We start from the raw sequence: 16,487 nt of genomic DNA, 5'->3' as shown, positions 1-16,487 counted from the left end.
TCAATGCCGCCAAGAAATCACTCCGGCGTGCGAATAACCCATTCGAAAGCCTCGGCCTCGGAGCGACTGCCCTCGGCCGCGCGTGAGCGATTGGGTTCGCCGAGTTCATTCAGCAAATGCTCGGACATGCGCACCAGCGCGGCCAATTCCTGCGGTGTGAACCACCCTGGACGAGTGGCGAAGAGCAGATCCTCGCTGGAGGTGTTCCCGGACGCGCCGGGTGCGAACGGGCAGCCGCCCAGACCGCCGAGCGCACCGTCCACCACGCCCGCGCCCGCCGCAATGGCTGCCAGCGAGTTCGCGACGCCCATACCCCAGGTGTCGTGGCCGTGGAAGACGATGCGGTGTTCCGGTGTGCCCCAATGGCCTCCGGCGGCGACCGCGGACACCAGCGCGGCCACCTGACCGGGATGGGCCTGGCCGAGGGTATCGGCGAGCACGATATCGGCCGAGCCGTCCGCGCGCGGATCGCGCGCGATGGCCAGCACCCGCTCCGGATCCACCGGCCCGTCGAACGGGCAGGTGAAAGCCGTTGCCAGACAGAGCTGAATGCGTCCGCCCGCCTCCTGCGCGATGCGCACGGCCTCCGGCATGGCGGCCAGGCTGTCCTCGGTGGTGCGGCCGATATTGGCCTTGTTGTGGGCATCGGAGACCGAGAAGCAGTACTGGAAATTGCGCACGCCCGCCGCCGCGGCCTTCGCCACGTGCCGGGGCGTGGCCACCCACACCCAGCAGCGCCGCAGTTCCTCGGGGGTCAGCGCCGACACCAGCTCCAGGGTATTGGCCATGGGCGGCACCAGATCCGGCCGCGCCATGGACCCGATCTCCAGCTCCGGCACGCCCAGCCCCAGCAGTTCGCGCACCAGCTCCAGCTTGCGCTCGGTGGGCAGCACCTTGCCGGTGAGCTGCAGCCCGTCGCGCAGCGTCACATCGCGCAGGATGGCGGGCCCACCCGCCGCCCGGCCGCCACCCCTCACCGAATCGCTTCGCGATGCCCCGATCATCGGCCCTCCTCCAGCGCGTCGATCTCCTTGTCGGACATGCCGAGCAGATCCGACAGCACCTCGCGGGTGTGCTCGCCCAGATCCGGCCCGACATTGCGGATGGGCAGCGACTGCCCGCCGATGACCGGCACGATGCCGGTGAAGCCGACCTCCTTGGGCTCGGGCTCCCCGACGTCCACGCGGAAGGTCTGAATCATATTGCGCGCTTTGTACTGTTCATCGGCCACGATATCGGCGGCGGTGTAGATGGGACCGCAGGGGATGGCGGCCTCCTCGAGAATCTTCAGCGCCTCGTCGCGGGTGTGCCGCCGCGTCCACTCGGCGATCGAGGCATCGAGCCGATCGCGGTGGGTCCAACGGCCCCAATTGTCTTGCAGCTCCGGGTCGGCGGCCAGATCGGGCCGACCGATGACCTGCATGTAGCGCTGGAAAATGGCATCGCCGTTCCCGCCGATGATAATGCTGAACCCGTCACTGGTCGGGTACGCATTGCTGGGCGCGATGCCCTCCATTCGCCCGCCCACCCGCTCCCGATTGATGCCGTAGGCGAGATGGTCGGGGACCAGCGATTCCATGACCGACAGGATCGACTCATTGAGCGCGACATCGATAATGCGCTGCTCCAAGGGAACTCGCTCGACGCGTTCGCGCTGGAACAATGCCATCACGGTGCCGAAAGCGGCATAGATGCCCGCGATCGAGTCGCCGATGGAAACCCCGGTCCGCACCGGCGGCCGATCCGGATCGCCCACCAGTTCCCGCAGCCCGCCGACCGCCTCGGCGACCGCCGCGAACCCGGGCCGGCTCGCCAGCGGACCGGTCTGCCCGTAGGCGGAGATCCGGGTGATGACCAGATTCGGATTGGCCGCGTTCAGCACCTCGGGCCCGAGCCCCCACTTCTCCAGCATGCCGGGCCGGAAGTTCTCCAGCAGCACATCGCACTGCTCGAGCAGTTTCAGCACGATCCCGCGCCCGGCCTCGGTGCGCAGATCCAGCGTGATCGACTTCTTGTTCCGGTTCACGGTCCGGTACAGCATCGAGGTGTCCCCGCCGTAGAGCCGCCAATTCCGCAGCTCGTCACCGGTTTTCGGGCGTTCCACCTTGATGACTTCGGCCCCGAAGTCGCCGAGAATCCGCCCCGCGGTCGGCGCGGCCACGTAATTGCCCAACTCCAGCACCCGCACCCCGTCGAGCGGTCTGATCTCGTTGCTCACAAGGTTGAACGATAGCGGCCGATGCGACGGTCGAGAGGGTGTCCGCCGCACCGGCCCCGGACCCCCGGTCGCGATGCGCGCAAGAGCACCGCGGGCCGGGGGATGCCTCCATCATGCCGCGCGCGGCGCGACCTCCTCGATGATCGAGTAATGCTCGGCATTGCCGCTGATAACGGTGCTCTCGTCACCGTGCACGCCGACCGGCACATCGCCGGCCAGGGTGATGCGGGTCAGCCGCCGCGGCTGGCCGTCGTAGTCGTCGACGGCGTAGTGCTGGGTGGCGCGGTTGTCCCAGATGGCGACATCGCCCGGCTGCCAGTTCCAGCGGGTGGTGTTCTCCAGCTTGGTCACCCGGTACTGCAACAGCTGGAACAGGGTCTGCGATTCGGCGGTGGTGAGGCCGACGAAGTTCTTCACGAAATGCCCCAGCAGCAGTGCGCGTTCGCCGGTCACCGGATGCACGCGCACCACCGGATGCTCGGTTTCGTAGTAGCTGGACTCGAACTCCTCGCGGTACGCCTTGCCCTTGGCGTTCTCCGATACCGAGTCGGTGCGGTCGGCGGCGTAGTCGTAGGCATTGGTGTGGCGGGCGCGCAGGTTCTCCACCAGCACTTTCAACGGTGCGGGCAGGGCGTCGTAGGCGGCCACGGTGGACGCCCAGGTGGTGGACCCGCCATAGGACGGCAGATGCACCGCGCGCAGGATGGACGCCTTCGGGATCCGGTCCACGAAGGTGACATCGGTGTGCCAGCTATTGGCGCGCCCGTACTCCGAATCGATGGGCAGCGACTTCACGCCCTTGGAGGTGACGGTCGGATGCGGGGTGGTCGGCGTGCCGAGCAGCTGGGCGAACTCGTACTGCCCGTCCTCGGTCAGATGCTCCTGCCCGCGGAAGAAGATCACCTTGTGCTTGTGCAGGGCATCGCGGATGAGCGACACCGTCTCCGAGTCCAGGTCCCCGCTCAGCCGGACGCCGTCGATGCGGGCCCCGATCTTGCTGCCGAGCTGTACGACGGTGGCGGTGGCGTATTCGACGGACATGCATGGCCTTTCGCTCGAGCGTTTGCGTAGCCCGAGCACACCAGCAGACCCGCCGGTGAGACAGGTTTAGCGTCAGCCGGATCGAAAGCCGCTACCCGACCTGTTCGCGCAGGAAGGCCAGATCCTCGGCCACGCCGTCGGCCGGGGTCTCCAGCACGATGGGCGCGTCCACCGCCTTGCACACTTCCACCAGCAACTGCGGATCGATGGTGCCGTCGGCCAGATTGGCATGCCGGTCGGCGCCGGAATCGAACTCGTCGCGCGAGGAGTTCAGGTGCACCAGATCGATGCGGCCGGTAATGGCCTTGATCCGCTCCACCACCCCGAGCAGCTCCTCCCCGCCGGCCCAGGCATGGCAGGTGTCCAGGCAGAACCCGGCCCCGAAATCGCCGACCGCCTCCCAGAGCCGGGCGATATCGTCGAAATGCCGTGCCATGGCGTGATTGCCGCCCGCGGTGTTCTCGATGAGAATGGGCACCGCGAACCCGCCCTTGTCCTCCTGCCGCTGGAACAGCTTGCGCCAGTTCAGGATCCCCTCGACGATCTCCTCGTCGGAGCGCACGTGCCCGCCGTGCACCACCAGCCCGAACGCCCCCAGCTCGGCCGCGGCCTGCGCCTGCAGCGCCACCGCATTGCGCGAGGGCATGCGCAGCCGGTTGTTCAGGCTGGCCACATTGATCTGATAGGAGGAGTGCACCACCACGTCGATCGGGCTGGCCTTGATCTCCGCGGCCAGCGGATGCGGCTTGGGCTTCTCCCAGCTCTGCGGATCCACCACGAACATCTGGACGACATCGGCGCCGAGCTTCTCGCCGGCCCCGATGGGATCACTGTCGTTGCGTACGTGAGCTCCGATGCGCATGGCTGCCACCCTATCGCTGCCCTCCGACAAGAGACATGGGTCACGCTTCGTTTACACCAGGCCATGCGGTGTCCATTTACAAGAGATCGTTCAGTGTTGCGTAAGCGCGATGCGAATAGATAGGTGGGTAAAGAATCCGAACTCGGCCCGATCAGGGGGTGAATCGACTTGCTGGCCAACGGCACCGGCCGCCCCCGCGACGTGACCACGGCGGCGCACGCCCCCTGCTATGGTTCTGGTGTTTTCCGGATCGGCCCGAGCGCGATCACGCCGATCGTTTGCGGTATGTCACGCCCCGGTGGGTCCCGGTGCGCGATGTGGGAAGTGGGAGCAAGTCATGCTGTCCAACGGTGACGTTTTCGCCGGGTATGTCATCGAGCGGCAGCTGGGCCGCGGTGGTATGGGTTCGGTGTACCTGGCCAAACATCCACGCCTGCCCCGGATGACGGCGCTCAAACTGCTGAATCGGGAGATGGTCTTCGACAAGGAGATTCGCGCCCGCTTCGAACGCGAGGCGGATCTGGTCGCCCAGCTCGACCACCACAATATCGTCACCGTCTACGACCGCGGGCTCGAGGACGGGCAGCTGTGGATCTCCATGCAGTACATCGACGGCGTCGACGCCGCCAGCGTGAACCCGCAGAGCCTGCCGCCCGAACGCGCCGTGCAGATCATCGCCGAGACCGCCGACGCGCTGGACTACGCGCACCGCAACCAGGTGCTGCACCGCGACGTGAAACCGGCCAACATCATGCTGGCCCGCTCCACCGGCGGTAAGGGCGAACGCGTCTACCTCACCGACTTCGGCATTGCCCGGCTGCGCGACGAGAGCACCCATCTCACCCAGACCGGCACCTTCACCGCCACCCTGGCCTACGCCTCCCCGGAACAGCTGACCGGCTCCGCGCTGGACGGGCGCTCGGACCAGTACTCGCTGGCCTGCACCCTGTTCTGGCTGTTCACCGGGGCCGGGCCGTTCTCGGCCACCAATCCGGCCGCGGTCATCCAGGGCCATCTGCAGAATCCGCCGCCGCCGCTGAGCAGCGCCCGCCCGGGCCTGCCGGTCGGACTGGACGCCGTGCTGGCCAAGGCCATGGCCAAGCGGCCGGAGGAGCGATTCGACAGCTGCAGCGATTTCGCCGCCGCGGCCCGGCGCGCGCTGGCCTCGCCCAGCTCGCCGGTGCTGCCGCTGGTGAATCCGCGCACCGCGCCGCCCATGCCGGTCATGGGGCACACCGCCGGGCCGAATCCGACGGTGGGGCAGCCCATGCCCGGGCCGTCCATGTCCGGTATGCCCGTCGGCCAGATGCCGACCGGTGGTCCCGTGCAGACCTCGGGGCCGCGGCATGCCGCGCCGAACGCGTATCAGACCGCGGTGAACACCGCCACGCCGCCGCCGCAACCGGTGGCCAATACCTACGCCGGGAATCCCACGAATCAGTACACGGCGCCGCCCGGCGCGTACTCGTTCAACACCCCGTCCGGTCCGCCGCCGTCCGGTCCGCCGGGAGCGCCGATGGGGCAGGGCTATCACCCCGGGCCGCAGGGCGGTAAATCCAATACCGGATTGATCATCGGCGCCATTCTCGGCGTGCTGGTGCTGGTCATCGTGGCCGTCGTGGTGGTGGTCGCCGCCGGCGGCGGCAGCGGCGGCGGAGGCGGCGGGACCACGACGGCGTCGCCGACCACCACCTCGGTCGCCAACAAGCCGGTCAGCGCGGACACCCTCATCACCGAATTCCCGCGCATGCTGCCGGCCTCCACCACCGGCGATGTCGGCTACAACAGCGCGACCTGCTGGACCGCCGACTACAGCAGCCCGCCGGACAAGTCCGAGGGCGAGCCCGACTTCGGGAACTGGGCCGTGCAGTGGCGCTGCTTCGGCGGCGGGGACAACGCGGATCCGTTCTACCGCTTCTACGCCTACGATTCGGCGGCCGATCTGCAGTCGGCGGTGAACGGCCTGACCGCCGACACCGAGTCCAATGACACCAATGGCGGCAAGACCTACACCAACTACCAGTTCACCGATCTGTCCCGGCCGCGCATGGTCACCGTCTTCACCGGTGACGGCGACCGCACCCAGTACCTCATGTACACCGACGGCGTGGTGGGCAGCATGGACGAGGTGCTGCGCTGGTGGCGGTCGGCGCCGCTGAACTGAGGTCCGGAGTTGCCACCGAACGAGGTATCGACACTGAACGAGGTATCGACCGGGGTCCGGTTTGCTGCGCAGCGGTGAGGTTTTCGCCGGTTACCGCATCGAGCGCGCACTCGGCCGCGGCGGCATGGGTGCGGTGTATCTGGCGCAGCACCCGCGCCTGCCGCGGCGCACCGCGCTCAAGCTGCTGAACCGGGAGCTGTTCGGGGACAAGGAGATCCGTTCCCGATTCGAACGCGAAGCCGACGTGGTCGCGCGGCTGGAGCATCCGCGCATCGTGCCGATCTACGATCGCGGCGTCGAGGACGATCAGCTATGGATCTCCATGCGCTACATCGACGGTCCCGATGCGGCCGAGCTCGACGCCGCGAATCTGCCGCCGCTGCAAGCCGTCCGGATCATTGCCGAGACCGCGCAGGCGCTGGACTACGCGCATCGCAAGGGCGTGCTGCACCGCGATGTGAAACCGGCGAACATCCTGCTGGAACACGATGACGGCGAGGATCGGGTCTTCCTGGCGGACTTCGGCATCGCCCGGCTGCTGGAGGAATCGGTCAAGCTCACCCGGACCGGATCCTTCACCGCGACACTGTCCTACGCGGCGCCGGAACAACTCTCGGATCTGCCGCTGGACCACCGCTGCGACCAGTACTCCCTGGCCTGCACGCTGTTCCGGCTGCTGACCGGCGCCGTGCCCTTCGCCGCCACCAATCCGGGCGCGGCCATCCGCGGGCACCTCTACGACCCGCCGCCGGCGGCGAGCGCCCTGCGCGCGGGGCTGCCGCCCGCCCTGGACGCCGTCCTGGCCCGGGCCATGGCGAAGCATCCGGCGGCGCGATTCGATTCGTGCACCGAGTTCGCGACGGCGGCGCGGCAGGCGCTGCTGGGCTCCGGCGGGCATCCGATCGCCGCGCAGCCCGTGCCGCCGACCGGGCAGCCCATCGTCGCGGCAAGTCCGTATGCGCCGACGGTCGGTTCGCAATCCGTGCCGAATGGAGCCTTTCCCAGTCCGAACGGACCGCATTTCGCGCCGAATGGAACCCAAGCCCCGCCGCGCCCGGCGGTGCCGCCGAAGCGCAAGTCGCGGACGCGCGGGTGCCTGCTGGTGATCGTGGCCGTCGTATTCCTGCCGATTCTCGCGCTGGCCGGCTGCCTCGCGCTGATCGACCGGACGTCCGGGAACAACTCGCCGACGGTGACCGTGCCCGAGACTCCGCCCGCGGAGACAACAGAGCCCTCGATCGCGCCGCCGCCCACCACCGATGCGAGCCCGGCGGCCGGGCCGACCGCACAGCAGGGCGCGGATGCGCTGACGCTGACCACCCTCTTCCCGGACATGCTGCCGCCCGATCCGGATCCGGCGCTGAGCTTCAATTCCGGGTCCGGGTATCAGAACGCCGGGTGCTCGACCTACGGCCAGGATCAGCCGCCGCCCTCGACCGGCGACGACGATCCGGGGCTGGGGAACTGGCGCACGGTGTGGAGCTGCTTCGGCGCCAACAGCAAGGCGGCCTATCGGTTCCTGCTCTACCCGTCGGCCGCCGACGCGCAGGCGGCGCTGGCCGCGCTACCGGCGAACACCTCGTCCACCGTCACGATCGATGGGCACACCTACACGAACTACCTGATCAGCGGCAGTGCGGAGGATCGGCCGCGCATGGTGACGGCCTTCGAGGGTACGGGCCGCGACGTGATTCTCATGTACAGCGCCGGCTACCTCGCCACCGAAGCCGAGTTCCTGCACTGGTGGAACAACGCCCCGGTCGGCTGAACCCACCCGATCTCGCGCTACCTGTCATCCGCGGTCATCGCGCGGCGGCACCGGCCGCCGCGCGATCACTCTTTGTGTGGACTCTATGAGGGTGCATGGATCCGGGACATCCCGGATGGCGCGGGTCCCCCATCCTCGACACACTGGACATCATGACTTCGAACGTCTCGGACTCCGTCACCCTCGACAAGGGCACGGCCGAGGTCGCCGCGCGGGCGACCGAACTGATGAAGACCTACGGATCGGGCGATACCCGGGTCCAGGCCTTGGCAGGGGTGACAGCCGAGTTCGTGAGGGGCGAGTTCACCGCCATCATGGGCCCGTCGGGCTCCGGGAAGTCGACGCTCATGCACTGCCTGGCCGGGCTGGACGCGGCCACCTCCGGCACCGTGCACATCGGCGACACCGATCTCACCAAGCTCTCCGACAAGCAGATGACCAAGCTGCGGCGCGACCGCATCGGGTTCGTGTTCCAGGCGTTCAATCTGGTGCCCACGCTGACCGCGCTGGAGAACATCACGCTGCCGCTGGATATCGCGGGCCGCAAGGCCGATGAGGAGTGGCTGTCCACGGTGATCAAGCGGCTCGGACTGGGCGACCGGCTCACCCACACCCCGAGTGAGCTCTCCGGCGGCCAGCAGCAGCGCGTCGCCTGCGCGCGGGCGCTGGCCGGCAAGCCGGACATCATCTTCGGTGACGAGCCGACCGGCAATCTGGATTCGCACTCCTCCGGCGAGGTGCTCAATATCCTGCGCGCCGCCGTCGACGAGTTCGGGCAGACCGTGGTGATCGTGACGCACGATCCGAGGGCGGCCTCCTACGCCGATCGCGTGGTGTTCCTGGCCGACGGCCGGATTGTCGACGAGTTGCGTTCGCCCACCGCCGAATCCGTGCTCGACAAGATGAAGTCGCTGGAGACCGTCTGATGTCCGGTAAACCGATGCGCAAGGTGGTCTTGCGCAATCTCGCCGCGCACAAGGTGCGACTGGCGCTCACCCTGCTCTCGGTGGTGCTCGGAACCGCCTTCATCGCAGGATCTTTCGTCTTCACCGATACGCTGCAGCGCACCTTCGACGGCATCTTCGCCAATCAGGCCCAGGGCGTCGACGTGCGGGTGCAGCCGAAAGAGCGCCAGTCCCTGGGCGTTCCGAACTCCGATGTGGAGAAGATCGCGGCCATGGACGGCGTGCGGGCGGTCGCGCCCAGCGTGACCGGGCCCATTGTGCTGCTCGAGGACGGCAAGGCGGTGCAGACGGGCGGGGCGCCCAGCTTCGGCGTCTCGTATCTGCCGCCGGACAAGGCGATCGCCGAACCCGACAAGTTCATCGAGGGCGTGCCGCCCGGCAAGGCCGGTGAGGTCGCCATCAACCAGGGCGGCGCGGACCGGGCCGGGCTGCACGTCGGCGACACCACCAAGGTGCTGATCCCGTCCAAGGGCAATATCGACGTCACCATCTCCGGCATCTACGAACTGCCCGGCAATACCGGCGGATTCATCAATGTGCTGTTCGACGACACCCAGGCGCGGCAGCTGTTCACCGACGGGTCGCATGTCGCCTATGTCGATATCGCCGCGAAACCCGGTGTGGAGCCGGACGCACTGCGCGACGAGATCGCCAAGGCGGTACCGGGATTCAAGGTGCAGAACGGCGACCAGGTGCGCGAGGACATGAAGAAGCAGGTGGGTGATGCGCTCAAGTTCATCAACTATTTCCTGCTCGCCTTCGGCTCCATCGCGCTGATCGTCGGCACCTTCATCATCTACAACACCTTCTCCATGCTGGTCGCGCAGCGGCTGCGGGAACTGGCGCTGCTGCGGGCCGTCGGCGCGAGCCGCGGGCAGGTGGGCGCATCGGTGGTGGCCGAGGCGACCGTGATCGGAATCATCGGCAGCGCACTGGGACTCGTGGCCGGCGTCGGCCTGGCCTTCGGGCTCTCGGCGCTGCTCAACGCCTTCGATCTCGGGCTGCCCACCGGATCCATGTCGGTGCAGCCGCGCACCATTGTGGTGGGCATGCTGGTCGGCGTGCTGGTGACCGTGATCAGCGCCTACGCTCCCGCGCGGCGGGCGGCGACCATTCCGCCGGTGGAGGCCATGCGCTCCGAACTCGGATCGCACGGGGAATCGCTGTGGCTGCGCACCATTGCCGGTGCGGTGCTGGCCGTCGCGGGCGTGGTGCTGGTGGTGCTGGGGGCGCGCAATACCGGCGGCAATGCCGCGCTCACCGTCGGAATCGGCGCGCTGGCACTGATTTTCGCGGTGCTGTTCGCCTCCCCGGCCTTGTCGCGGCCGATTCTCGGCGCGCTCGGCTGGCTCACCAGGCCGTTCGGGCCGGTCGGGCGGATGGCGCGCAACAATGCCCACCGCAATCCGCGCCGCACCGCCGCAACGGCTTTCGCGCTCACGCTCGGGCTCATGCTGGTGTCGGCCATCGGCATGCTCGGCGCATCCGCCAAGGCCAGCGTCGGGGAACTCGTGGACAAGGGCGTGAAGGCCGACTACATCCTGGCCGGGCCGCCCAACAGCTTCATCGGCGTGCCGCTGGCGGCGGGGCCCGCGGTCGAGGGCATCGAGGGCGTGCGGGATGTGGTGCCGCTGCACGCGGTGGCGCTGAAGGTCGGTGACGATCAGGTGTTCGGCACCGTGCCGGAGGGGCCGCTGGATCAGGTGCTCAGCTACGACATCCTGCAGGGCAGCGATCAGCTCGGCGACAACGGCATCATGGTGTCGGAAACCGTTGCGGGCGAGCGGAACTGGAAGGTCGGCCAAACCGTCGAGGTGACCAGCCTGGACAATAAGAAGTACCAGGTCACCGTGAACGGCGTCTACAAGGACACCCAGCTGCTGGGGCCGCTGGTCGCGCCCATGGCGCTGTACAACCAGGTGATGCCGGTCAATTTCCGCACCAACTTCCTGGTGCTGATCACCGCGCAGTCCGGTGCGGATCTGTCCGCCATGCGCACCGATCTGGAAAAGGCCATGGAGCCCTATGCGATCGTGCAGGTGCAGGATCGGGAGGACTTCAAGGGCGCGCAGGGCCAGCAGATCAACACCATGCTCGCCATCCTCTACGGATTGCTGGCGCTGGCGGTGGTGATCGCCATTCTCGGCATCGTCAATACCCTGGCGCTGTCGGTGGTGGAACGCCGCCGGGAGATCGGCATGCTGCGCGCGGTGGGCATGCAGCGGCCGCAGGTGCGGCGCACCATCTACCTGGAGTCCATGCTCATCGCCATCTTCGGCGCGGTCATCGGCGTGGTGCTGGGCCTGGGGCTGGGCGTCGGATTCCTGCGCACGCTACGGGATCTGGGGCTGGAGCAGATCACGGTGCCGTGGGGCCAGATCGTGCTCATGCTCGTCTGCTCCGGCATCGTGGGCGTGCTCGCCGCGCTCTGGCCGGCGGTGCGCGCCGCGCGGACGCCCCCGCTGGCGGCCATCGCCGATCTCTGATCGCCAGGTGGCGGCCGATCTGTAATCGACTGCCGCACACACGGAAACGGCCGGCCGGTCACCACCTGGGTGACCGGCCGGCCGTCGTTTGAGGTTCGCCGTCAGCGGGCCAGGATGACCGCGCCCGCGATGATCAGGATGATGATCACCGCGGTGACACCGGCGATGATCAATCCGACGGGCGCCGAACTCTGCTGCGGTTGTGGCTGTGGACGGTACGCCGGCGGCGGCGTCGGCCGATTCGTGTACGCCGGGGTCGGGTAGCCCGGACCCGAATTCGGTGGCGGCGCTTTGTACACCGGTCCGGGACCGGGCGGCGGCGTCGAATAGGACGGCACCGGTGACGGATTGGGATAACCCGGCCCGGTCCCCGGCACCGGGCGCGGTGCGGATTGCGCGGGCGGCACCACCGGTTGCGGTCGTGCGGGTGTCGGCGGCCGGGGCGGTGCGAGCGGCTGCTGCACGATGGGCTGCGGCCGCACCGGCGTCGGCGGGCGCGGGGGAGCGGCCGGCGCCGACAGTACCCGTTCCACCGCCGCCGCGAATTCCGTGCACGACCGGAACCGATCCTGCGGCCGCTTGGACAGCGCCCGCGACAGCACCCCGTCGATCGCCCGCGGCAGATTCGGCCGCTTGGTGGTGGCCGGTGGCGGCGGCTGCTGCAGATGCCCGCGGATCACCGCCGCCGGGCTGGTCCCCTCGAACGGCACCACCCCCGTGAGCAATTGGAAGGTGGTGCACGCCAGCGCGTACTGATCCGACCGCCCGTCAATGGTCGCCCCGGTCAACTGCTCGGGCGAGGCATACGCCAGCGTCGCGGTCACCGTCCCCGTCTGCGTGAGATGCCCCGTATCGTCCCGCAACCGCGCGATCCCGAAGTCGGTGAGATACACCCGCTCCCCGCTGGCCCCCGCCGAGGACCGCGCCAGCAGAATGTTCGCCGGCTTCACATCCCGATGCAGCACCCCCCGCCCGTGCGCGTAATCCAGCGCCTTCGCCGTCTCCCCGATGATCTGCGCCGCCCGCATGGGCGGCAGCGTTCCCGGACTAACCGCCGAAGCATTCACCCCATCGATGTACTGCATGGAGATCCACAGCTGCTCCCCCTCCGACCCCCGGTCGTACACCGTGACGATATTCGGGTGATCGAGCTGCGCGACGAGATCGGCCTCCCGAACGAACCGTGCCCGAATCTCCTCATCGGAGAACATCTCCTGATTCAGCAACTTCAACGCGGTCTTCCGCGGCAGCCGTGGATGCCGAGCCAGATACACCGACCCCATACCGCCGCGACCGAGCTCGCGTTCGATGACGTAACCGGCGAACACATCACCAGGGTGCAAAGCCGAGCCCCCGTTTCCACGAGACAGATCCGCTCGCAGCGTATCAGCGTCGGCCGGGGCAGTTTTCCGGTCCGAGGCGGAGGTCTGCGGGTGACCGCGCGCCGACCTGCGGTTTCGGTATCGATGAGCCCATCGGCTAGGTGGCCTGACCGGCGTTGGCGTGGGCCCAGGCGGTGATGTCGCCCTTGTCGAGGGCTACGGCCAGGAGGTCGGGGAAGCGGTCGGGGGTGCAGGCGAAGGCGGGGACGCCGAGGGCGTTGAGGGCGGCGGCGTTGTCGCGGTCGTAGGCGGGGGCGCCTTCGTCGGAGAGGGCCAGGAGGACCACCACTTGGACGCCGGATTCTTTCAGGGTGCGGATGCGGCGGAGCATTTCGGCTCGGACGCCGCCTTCGTAGAGGTCGGAGATGAGGACGAAGAGGGTGTCCGCGGGGCGGGTGATCAGCGACTGGGAGTAGGCGATGGCTCGGTTGATGTCGGTGCCGCCGCCCAGTTGGGTGCCGAAGAGGACGTCCACCGGGTCGGAGAGTTTGTCGGTGAGGTCGACCACCGCGGTGTCGAAGACGATCAGGGATGTTTTCAGGGAGCGCATGGTGGCCAGGACGGCGCCGAAGACGGAGGCGTAGACGACGCTGGCGGCCATGGAGCCGGATTGGTCAATGGCGAGGACCACGTCGCGGCGGACGGCCTGGGCTTTGCGGCCGTAGCCGACCAGGCGTTCGGGGACGACGGTTTTGTGGTCGGGGAGGTAGTTGGCCAGGTTCTTGCGGATCGTGGTGTTCCAGTCGATGTCTCGCAGTTTGGGGCGGGAGACCTTTGCCGCGCGATTCAAGGCGCCGCCGACGGCGGCCACGGTTCGGGAGGCGAGGCGGCGTTCGATTTCGCGGACCACTTTCTCCACGACCGTGCGGGCGGTGGCCTTGGTGGTTTCGGGCATCACCCGGTTGAGGCTGAGCAGGGTGCCGACCAGGTGGACGTCGGGTTCGACGGCTTCCAGGAGTTCCGGCTCCAGGAGCAGTTCGGTGAGGTTGAGGCGGTCGACGGCGTCGCGCTGCATCACCTCGACCACGGTGGAGGGAAAGTAGCGGCGGATATCGCCGAGCCAGCGGGCGACCTGGGGTGCGGAGCCGCCCAGGCCGCCGGAGCGGCGGCCGCCGGACGAACCCTGGCCGTCGGAGTCGTAGAGGGCGCCCAGCGCGCGGTCCATGGCCACATCATCGGCGGCTCCGAGTCCACCCAGTCCGGATTCGGCGGCGCCGCCCAAGACCAGTCGCCAGCGGCGCGCCTGCGCCTCGTCGATCTCGGTCATGCCATTCCTCCCGAATTTCCCGCGCGCTCGCCGCGCTGAATCCACGCCGCTCCGGCACGGGCGGTGTCGTGTGCATTGCTATGAGCGGACGCGAGCATCAGGCCACGCCCAGGATCTCGGCGGCCGCGCGCAGGGCGATCTCACCGCGGATGGCGTCGTAATCGCTGGTTGCCGTCGAGCCGGATTGCCTTGGCGCGCCATGGCGTACGGCTTGGCCGATGGCCTGGCGCTCACCGGAGTCGAAGGCTCCGAAGGTGCGGCGCAGCAGCGGGAGGGTGGTGACGAACTGGTCTTCGGCCAGGCCGCGCAGCCAGGTGTCGATGAGGGACAGCAGGTTCCGGTCGTGGACCAGGAGCAGGCCGCGGCCACCGAGGAAGCCGTCGATCCAGGCGGCCTTGTCGGCGGCGGTGCGGCCCACCGAGAGGGCGGCCGAGAGCCGGCGGGCGGATTCGGCCGCATCGATGCGTTCGGCATCGCAGAGCAGGCGGACGGCGCGGCCGGATAGGCCGCCGTGCACATCGTCACGATCGGCCAGGCCCTGCAGGGCGGATAGCCAAGTGGTGGTGGCCCATTCGTCGTTGCGGGCCGACAGCGCCAGGTGGACGGCGTCGATCAGGGCGCGGAGCGCGGCGGCCGCATCGCCGTCGAGGCCGGTGACCGCACCCGGCAGGCCCGCGCAACCGCGGACCAGCAGGCTGTCGGCGACCCGGGTGAGCGCCGCGGTGTCGGTGCCGCGCACATCGCCGTAGCGGAGGGTGCGCAGCACCCCGGGGAGCGCCGCCAGCAGGTGGGTGACGTCGTGATCCAGGGCCGCAACGGATTCCAGGCGGGTGAGGAGACCGTCGGTCGCGCCGCCCAGATCGGCGAGCAGGGCCGCTTCCAGCGCTCCGGCGACCTGACCCACCGTGGCGTCGGGCGCGGAGACCAGATCGAGGATCTTGGCCTCGGCGGCGGTCTGCAGGGTGGTGCCCCAGCGCGCCGCCTCCACCACGGCGACCGCGAGCTCCGGACGCCATTGCAGCGTCCAGGTCTCCCGGAAGGTGCCGGTATTGCGCACCTGGCTGTCGGTGAGCCGCCCCCAGTCGATGCCGAGCAGCCGGAGCCGGTGCAGCAGCCGGGATCTCGCCACACCGCCGTCGGTGCGCAGATCCAGGTCGAGCTGCTTCTCCAGGGCCTGTTGTTTGAGCCGCAGCGTCTTGATCTGCGCGCGCAGATCCGCTTCCAGCGGCACGGTCGGCGTGCCGTCGGGCACCGCGCCCATGGCCTCGCCCACCACGAGTTCGGTGCTGACCAGCCGCAGCATGGTCTCGTCACCGTCGCACAGCACCGCCCGCGTCGCCTCGGTCACCTCGGACAGGCCCGCCAGCGGACGCTCGCGCAGGGTGGCGAGCGTGTCGGCGAGCCGGACCGATTCGATGATGTGCGCACTCGACACCGGCAGATCGTGCGCCCGCAGCACCCCGGCCACCCTGGTGAGCCAGCGGGCTATGGGCTGCTCGGTCACGGTGAACAGGTGGTGATACCAGCCCGGTGAGGTGATCCCCGCCCCGTAACCGGAGGCGCTGGACAGCCGGGAATGCGTCCACGGCACCCAGGTCACGGTGGCCTTGCCCGTGGGCAGCCCCTTCAGGATCCGGGCGTCCGCCGCCGCCGGCCCGAGCGCGCCCGACAGCGCCGGGCCGTGCCAGGCGCCGCACACCACGGCGAGCCGTTGTACGCCGTCCTTCACCGTCTTCCGCATGACCTGCCGCATGTACGCCTCACGCCGCAGCGTGTGCGCATCGATGTCGGCGGTCTCGCGCAGCGCGGTCATGGCCTCGTTGACGGCATCGAAGATATCGGCGTCGGAGGCGGATTCGACAATGGCGTCCCACCAGCGCTCGGCATCGTCGTAACCGCCGGCCGCGGCCAGCTCGGCCAGCGGATCGGAGCCGTCGCCGGGCTCGCTGTCCAGGGCGAGGGTCACCGCCGCCGGCAGATCGAAAAACCGTGCGGGCACAGCGTTCTCCGCCGCATAGCGCAGCGCCTGCCATTCGGGCGAGAACATGGCGAAGGGCCACATGGCGGCCTTCGCGGGCTGATCCGGCTGATAGCCGAGCAGCGCGACCGGCGGCTCCATCCCATCGGCGGCGACGTAATCGATGAGCGGATCCGCATCGGCCGGACCTTCGATGAGAATCGCATCGGGACCGAACTTTTCCAGCGCCAGGCGCAGCGAGCGCGCCGAGCCCGGCCCGTGGTGGCGAATCCCGAAGATCCGGGTCTCCGCCCCCGCGGTCGTGTGCGCAGAGCGCCCACCCGTCGCCCGGCCGCCACCCCTCATGGAATCGCTTC

11 protein-coding genes are annotated in these 16,487 nt (G+C 68.8%); 4 read left to right on the top strand and 7 right to left on the bottom strand.

Annotation, left to right across the window (positions count from 1 at the left end):
• Nucleotides 1-17 precede the first annotated feature (17 nt).
• From ACYQ5L_RS31755 to ACYQ5L_RS31740, 4 genes are all read right to left on the bottom strand, one after another.
• Entirely contained in the window at nt 18-1,004 is a 987-nt protein-coding gene (locus tag ACYQ5L_RS31755; RefSeq protein WP_459961880.1) for a beta/alpha barrel domain-containing protein, read from the bottom strand.
• Nucleotides 1,001-2,218: a CaiB/BaiF CoA transferase family protein gene (locus ACYQ5L_RS31750; RefSeq protein WP_459961879.1), complete on the bottom strand. Its 1,218-nt coding sequence runs from the start codon at nt 2,216-2,218 to the stop codon at nt 1,001-1,003. The genes ACYQ5L_RS31755 and ACYQ5L_RS31750 overlap by 4 nt, the downstream gene beginning before the upstream one ends.
• 111 nt (nt 2,219-2,329) lie before the next feature.
• Nucleotides 2,330-3,259: a TauD/TfdA dioxygenase family protein gene (locus ACYQ5L_RS31745; protein ID WP_459961878.1), complete on the bottom strand. Its 930-nt coding sequence runs from the start codon at nt 3,257-3,259 to the stop codon at nt 2,330-2,332.
• A gap of 91 nt (nt 3,260-3,350) precedes the next feature.
• Entirely contained in the window at nt 3,351-4,121 is a 771-nt protein-coding gene (locus tag ACYQ5L_RS31740) for a deoxyribonuclease IV (protein WP_459961877.1), read from the bottom strand.
• A 337-nt stretch (nt 4,122-4,458) separates the two neighbouring features.
• On the opposite strand from ACYQ5L_RS31740, the gene ACYQ5L_RS31735 reads away from it, so the two are divergent.
• From ACYQ5L_RS31735 to ACYQ5L_RS31720, 4 genes are all read left to right on the top strand, one after another.
• Complete coding sequence (locus tag ACYQ5L_RS31735; RefSeq protein ID WP_459961876.1) at nt 4,459-6,285, top strand: serine/threonine-protein kinase; 1,827 nt, start codon at nt 4,459-4,461, stop codon at nt 6,283-6,285.
• A gap of 61 nt (nt 6,286-6,346) precedes the next feature.
• Nucleotides 6,347-8,053 (top strand): serine/threonine-protein kinase, encoded by a 1,707-nt coding sequence (locus ACYQ5L_RS31730; RefSeq protein WP_459961875.1) that lies wholly within the window; start codon nt 6,347-6,349, stop codon nt 8,051-8,053.
• A 152-nt stretch (nt 8,054-8,205) separates the two neighbouring features.
• Nucleotides 8,206-8,979, top strand: coding sequence for an ABC transporter ATP-binding protein (locus tag ACYQ5L_RS31725; RefSeq protein WP_459961874.1), 774 nt, complete (start codon nt 8,206-8,208; stop codon nt 8,977-8,979).
• Entirely contained in the window at nt 8,979-11,504 is a 2,526-nt protein-coding gene (locus tag ACYQ5L_RS31720; protein WP_459961873.1) for an ABC transporter permease, read from the top strand. The genes ACYQ5L_RS31725 and ACYQ5L_RS31720 overlap by 1 nt, the downstream gene beginning before the upstream one ends.
• 101 nt (nt 11,505-11,605) lie before the next feature.
• Here the strand turns inward: ACYQ5L_RS31720 and ACYQ5L_RS31715 are convergent, their stop codons facing one another.
• The 3 genes from ACYQ5L_RS31715 to ACYQ5L_RS31705 all read right to left on the bottom strand — a co-directional run bounded on the left by ACYQ5L_RS31715 (nt 11,606) and on the right by ACYQ5L_RS31705 (nt 16,476).
• On the bottom strand, nt 11,606-12,832 hold the full coding sequence (locus tag ACYQ5L_RS31715) for a serine/threonine-protein kinase (RefSeq protein ID WP_459961872.1): 1,227 nt from the start codon (nt 12,830-12,832) through the stop codon (nt 11,606-11,608).
• A gap of 151 nt (nt 12,833-12,983) precedes the next feature.
• A complete protein-coding gene (locus ACYQ5L_RS31710) occupies nt 12,984-14,153 on the bottom strand; it encodes a VWA domain-containing protein (RefSeq protein WP_459961871.1) in 1,170 nt (389 codons plus the stop codon).
• Nucleotides 14,154-14,250: 97 nt separating this feature from the next.
• Nucleotides 14,251-16,476 (bottom strand): DUF5682 family protein, encoded by a 2,226-nt coding sequence (locus ACYQ5L_RS31705; protein WP_459963606.1) that lies wholly within the window; start codon nt 16,474-16,476, stop codon nt 14,251-14,253.
• Nucleotides 16,477-16,487: the final 11 nt, after the last annotated feature.

The organism is Nocardia sp. IFM 10818, assembly GCF_054655275.1.
This window is presented reverse-complemented; position numbering and strand designations above follow the sequence as displayed.